Genomic DNA, 5,769 nt, shown 5'->3' with positions numbered 1-5,769 from the left:
CGGCGAAGGCGTCTGCAAGGGCGATGGCAAGCCTTGGAGGAGTCTTCGCCGGCAAGCCGGCTCCTCACAGGGTTCGTGTTTACTTTGCCATCACCGATGTGAAACAGGTCTGATTCCAGAAACCTCTGCAACCACGCCTGCAAACGCAAGTAGGGCGTCTGTGCGAACCACTCGCGATCGACATGGGCGAATTGCCGCACGAACGGCATCAGCGCCACGTCCGCCAGACTCGGATGCGCTGCCAGCAAATAATCCCGCCCCTCCAGCAACCCATCGAGCCGGCGTAGAAATACTTCACCCTCGGCGCGATAAAACGCCATCGGGTGCTCGGGATAACGCTCGGCGTATTTGTAGCGATTCAGCTGCAGCTTGAACACCTGATCGTTCGCTTCGATCAGTTCGGCGATGCACTGCTGCCCGACAGGATCATCCTTGAGCAACCAGTCCTGCGGATCATTCTGTGCCAAAGCCCAGTGCATGATCTCCAGGCTTTCGTCGATCACCTGACCGCCAGCGCTCAGCACCGGCACCGTGCCTTTGCTCGACAATGCGAGCATCTCGGCGGGTTTGGCCTTCAGGCTGACCTCGACAATGTCCACGGCAACCGCGCAATAGCGCAGGGCCATGCGCGCCCGCATGGCGTAGGGGCAGCGGCGGAACGAATACAGGGTATTCATTTCACCTCCAGGGTGCTCAGGCCGTTGCCCTGGCGACGGACCTGAATCTGCACCGGGATGCGCTCATGCATTTCCTGGACATGGGAAATCACCGCGACCTTGCGCCCCTGGGCCTGCAAGCCGTCGAGGGCGTCCATGGCCAGTTGCAGGGATTCCGGGTCGAGACTGCCGAAGCCTTCATCGATGAACAGCGATTCGATTTTCAGCGTGCTCGAGGCCATCGATGCCAGGCCCAATGCCAGTGCCAGCGACACCAGGAACGTCTCGCCGCCGGACAATGAATGTACCGAACGCAGTTCGTCGCCCATCTCGGTGTCCATCACCAGCAATCCCAACATGCTGCCGCCGCGTTTCAGGCGATAGCGCCGCACCAGCTGCCGCAATTGGACGTTGGCATGATGCACCAGCAGGTCGAGGTTGTAGGCCTGGGCGATCTTGCGGAAGGTGTCGCCGGTGGCCGAGCCGATCAGTGCATTCAAGCGTGCCCAGCGCTGATACTCGGTGTAGGCGTCGGCGATCTGCTGCGCCAGGGCCTGATTGGCGTTCTGCCGGCGTTGATCCTCGGCCTGTTCGGCACGCAGTTCGGCGCACTGGTGTTCGCTGGCGGCCGCCAGGCTTTGCAGTTCGGCAAGCGCCGTGGCCAGTTGCTCGGCGTTGAGATTGCCGTTGTGCTGCGCCTGATGATCGAGCAGCCGCTGATTGCGCTCTTGCAGCAGCACCTTGGCCTGCTCGACGGCTTTTTCGCTGTGTTGCAATCGCTGGCGCAGTGCGTTGACCTGTTGGTCGTCGACGCTCAGCAGGTTGTCCAGGCCGCCATCATCCAGTTCCGGATGCAAGGCGCGCCAGTCGGCGATTCTGCCGCGCAAATCCCGATCTTCGGTCTCCAGCGCGAGCAGGCGTTGTTGCTGTGCCTTGAGCTCGGCGGCCAGTTGCACCAGTCCCGTGCGCACGCTTTGCAGTTCCTGACTGGCCGTGGTTTCGCCAGTGCGCGCCTGTTCCACGGCTTGGTCAAGTTGCTGTTGCCATTGCTCGGCGCTCGTGTGTTGGCCGAGCAATTGCGCCAGTTGCTGCTGGCAAGCCTGTTGCTGCTCTTCGATGACCGTGAATTGTCGCTGCGCGGCTTCCAGTTGCTGGGTGCGGGTCAGCTGGCGATCTTGCTCTTTTTCCAGCGTTTGCTGGCGCAGTTGCTGTTCGCTGAGTTCGTCACGCTGCTGATCGAGTTGTGCCAGGCGCTGGGCGATCTGTTGGTCAAGCTGCATGAAGGTCGCAGCGGGTTCGTTGCGCAAGGCTTGCAGCGTTTCGGCCGGGAGCAGGGCGCTGAACGCCGTCAGCTCTTCGTCCATACGCTGGCGATCACTGCTCAACGCCTGTTGCTGATGACTCAGGAGCTGGGTCGCCTGCTGGCTTGCCGCTTCGGCGCTGCGCAACTGCTGTTGCAGGCGCGCGGCATCCTGTTGCAGGGTGAGCAGGGCGGATTGGCGCTGTTCGTCCTGGCTGATGCTCTGGTTCAGCTGACTGTTTTGCTGGGCCAGCCAGGCGTCGCGCTTGAGCGCGTCCTGGGCCAGCAACTGCGTTGAGAGCGGATGCGTTTCGAGGCTGGGCGCCAGGCTCTGTTGCTGTGCGGCGAGGTGCTCCTGTTGTTGCAGGAGTTCCCGTTGCTGGGCAATCAGGCCGCCGACTTCAGCGCGCAGGTCGGTGAGTTTTTCCTTGAGCAGGTCGACCGTCTTCTGGGCGTTGGCCTGTTCGCTTTCATCGTGCCGGCCGAGACTTTGCAGCAAGGCTTCAGGCTGATGGTAAGGATGATCAGGGCTGCCGCACACCGGGCAAGGCTGATCATCCTGCAGCTGCTCGCGCAATTCTTCGACGCTGGCACTGCGGGCCAGACGCTGGCGCTCCAGCAGTTCGCGGGTGACGGTCAGGGTCTGTTCGGCGACCGTCAGTTGGTTCTTGGTGTTCACGCCGTCCTGGGTCAGGCGCTCGCGTTCTTGCTGCGCGGTTGACTGGCGTTGTTGCAGCTCGGCGGTACGTTTGTCGAGTTCCTGCTGGCTGGCCCACAGGCGTGTCAGCTCTTCAAATGCGCGCAATTGCTTGCGGTTGTCCTGCAGCAGGTTGCCCAGCAGCTGGATCTGTTCCGCCACGGCTTCGGGCTCGGCGCCGGCTTCTTTGTACAGCACTTCCAGATGCTGTTTTTGCGCCGCCAATTGCGCGGCGGCGTCGGTGGCGCTCTGTTCCAGGGCGGCCAGTTCGGCCTGGCCCTGGTTCACGCGATTGCCCACCAGCATCAGCTGCTGCAGACGATCGCGCCAGGCATTCCAGGCCTCGCTCAGCGGTGCCAGAGGGCTGCTTTGTTCAAGCTCACCGGCGATTCGCTGCAGACGTGCGGCCACTTGCTGTTGCTGCTCGAGCAAGCCCTGGATCTGTTGCTGGCCTTGAGTGCAGGCCAGTTCTGCCTGTTGCTTGAGCGCTGCACTCTGGCCAGCTTCCCGGTTCAGGCGGGCGAGGGTACTTTGTTCTTCAAACGCCTGGCGCAGCAGCGGCGCGGCAGGCCGCTGTGCTGGCGTTGGGCTTCGATCAGCACGGTCTGGGCAGCCGCAACGCTGAGTTCGAGTTGCGCCTGACACTCGCTCAGCTCGGCTTGTTGACGGGTGGAATGCTCGATCTGCACGGCCAGCGGCGTGAGCTGGGCGGTAAGCTCGGCCTTGCGCGCGAACTGATGCCGTTGCGGCGCCAGTTGCTCCAGCCGGGACAATGTCAGACGTTCGCCAGCCAGGCTGTGCCAATGCTGCTGGGCGCCGGTCAGTTGCTCGGTGGCGCTGAGTTGCGCGTCCTGCAACAGGCGGCAGGTCCTTGAGCCAGGTGTGTTGCAACTCCAGCTGTTTGAGTTGCGCCTGTTGCGTCTTGAGTTGCTGTTGCGCCTGGTTGAATCGCTCATCCAGCTCCGCCCGGGCTTGCGGCGCCAGCGGCGTAACCCCGGTGGCCTGGTCCTGCAGCAGCTTGTGGGTTTCCCGGGCTTCCTTGGTTTTGTCGAAGGCGCGCGACCCAGACGGGTGTAGAGCGCGGTGTCGGTGAGTTTTTCCAGGAGCTCGCTGCGTTCGTTGTCGTTCGCCTTGAGGAAGGCGCTGAACTCGCTTTGGGCGAGCAGCACCGCCCGGGTGAACTGCTCGAAATTCAGGCCCAGCACCGCTTCAAGCTGGATTTTGAAGTCGACTTTCTGGCTGGCCAGCAGTTGATCCTGATCGATATCGCGCAAGCTTTGGCGACTGGCCTGCAGTTTGCCGCCGGCCTTTTCCCGCGCGCGATTGGCTTCCCAGCGTGCACGGTAACGTCGGCCGTCAATGCCGACGAAATCCACCTCGGCATAACCCTCACCGGTGCCGCGACGCAGCAGGGTGCGCGGGTCGCCTGTGCCGATTTCGCCATCGGCGTCCGGCGCCTTGGCCGACGTCTGTGCATTGCTCAAGCGCGGCACAGCGCCGAACAACGCCAGGCACAAGGCATCGAGTAGGGTGCTTTTACCCGCGCCGGTGGGGCCGGTAATCGCGAACAGCCCGGCGCTGGCCAGCGGCTCGGCGGTGAAGTCGATCTCGAACGGCCCAGCCAGCGAGGCGAGGTTCTTCAGGCGGATCGCGAGGATCTTCATGGTTGTTCGCTCTCCATCTGCACGTCCTGCAATAGCTCTGCGAAGTCCTTCAGCGTTTGCTCATCGACCTCGCTGCCGTAGCTGTCCTGCCACGCGCGGCTGAACAATTCCCGGGGCGTGAGCTGGTCCAGTTCGACCAGCGTCGCGCCGTCATCGACGCCATCTCGGTTGCCGTTGCCGGCGTATTCCGCGGCGATGCGCACCAGGCGCACGGCTTTGCCTTGCAGGGCGCTTTCGACTTGATGGCGCAGATCGGGTTGCGGCTCATCCAGGCGCACCCGGACTTCCAGCCAGGGCTGGCGCTGAATGTCGGCCAGCAGGTCGATGTTTGGCAGGTCGGCCAGTTGCAGCAGAATGTCGGCCAACGGCGCCGGCCCGATGCGCTGCAGATTCACTGCGCGGGGAATCAGCTTGGGTTCGACGCTGACCAGGGTTTCGCCGTCGAGGATGACGTCGAGAATCTGATGCTGATAACCGATCTCGGAAAACGACAGCGGAATCGGCGAACCGCTGTAGCGGATGCGTTCTTCAGCGTTGACCTTCTGCGGCTTGTGCAAATGCCCGAGGGCGACGTAGCTGATGCTCGGCCCGAACAGGCTGGCGGGCAGCGCTTCGGCATTGCCGATGATCAGGCTGCGCTCGGAGTCTTCCGACACCGAACCGCCGGCCATGTGCGCGTGACTGATGGCGATCAGCGCCTGGCCCCGTTTGCGCTTGGCGTTGGCGGCTGCGATCAGCCATTCGTGAACCTGGCCGATACCGCGCAGGTAGTTGTCGCCCAGATGCGCGCCGGTGACTTCGGCCGGGCGCAGGAACGGCAGCGCCAGGCACCAGGCGACGGTCTTGCCCTTGGCATCCGGTAATGGCAACAGCAGCCGCTCGGCGTCGAGTTGACCGTCGTCCAGCCACAGCACCCGCCCCAGGGCATGGGTGCGCAAACGGCGCATCAACGGCGCGGGCAGCTCAATGCGTGAGCCGGAATCGTGGTTGCCGGCGATCATCACGATGGTCAGCTTCGGCTGCTGTTCGTGGGCGCTGACGATGAAATCGTAAAGGCGTTCCTGGGCTTTGACCGGCGGGTTGACCGTGTCAAAGATATCGCCGGCGATCAACAGCACATCGGGCAGGTCCTGCTTGAGCTGGCGCAGCAGCCAGTCGAGGAAACAACCGTGCTCGAAATCGCGGTCCTGGCCGTGCAGATTCTGCCCGAGGTGCCAGTCGGAGGTGTGAAACAGACGCAAGGCGTGCTCCGTAGGAAATAAGGTGATGGTCGCAGGGAAAATGATGGCGGCTAAAAGGGAGAGAGTTTACTGGCAAACAGCAAAAAGATCGCAGCCTTCGGCAGCGCCTACATTGGAATGGCGTACACCCTGTAGGAGCTGGCTTGCCAGCGAAGGCGGCCTTCATGGGCGCGGCAAGCCTTGAGGCCGCTTTCGCTGGCAAGCCAGCTCC

At 62.9% G+C, this 5,769-nt stretch carries 1 protein-coding gene and 2 pseudogenes; all 3 read right to left on the bottom strand.

The window, feature by feature from the left end; translation table 11 throughout:
- Positions 1 to 101: 101 nt before the first annotated feature.
- Positions 102 to 677, bottom strand: a pseudogene (locus BZ163_RS00530) (glutathione S-transferase); the annotation flags it as partial.
- Positions 674 to 4,317, bottom strand: a pseudogene (locus BZ163_RS00525) (SbcC/MukB-like Walker B domain-containing protein). The pseudogenes BZ163_RS00530 and BZ163_RS00525, both read right to left, overlap by 4 nt.
- On the bottom strand, positions 4,314 to 5,558 hold the full coding sequence (locus BZ163_RS00520) for an exonuclease SbcCD subunit D C-terminal domain-containing protein (protein ID WP_128869382.1): 1,245 nt from the start codon (positions 5,556 to 5,558) through the stop codon (positions 4,314 to 4,316). Before BZ163_RS00520 ends, BZ163_RS00525 begins: the two are co-directional and overlap by 4 nt.
- Between the last annotated feature and the right edge of the window lie 211 nt (positions 5,559 to 5,769).

Source organism: Pseudomonas sp. VI4.1 (genome assembly GCF_002029345.1).
Taxonomy (GTDB): Bacteria; Pseudomonadota; Gammaproteobacteria; order Pseudomonadales; family Pseudomonadaceae; genus Aquipseudomonas.
The sequence above is the reverse complement of the archived record's forward strand: the minus strand, read 5'-3'. Positions and strand labels throughout refer to the sequence as shown.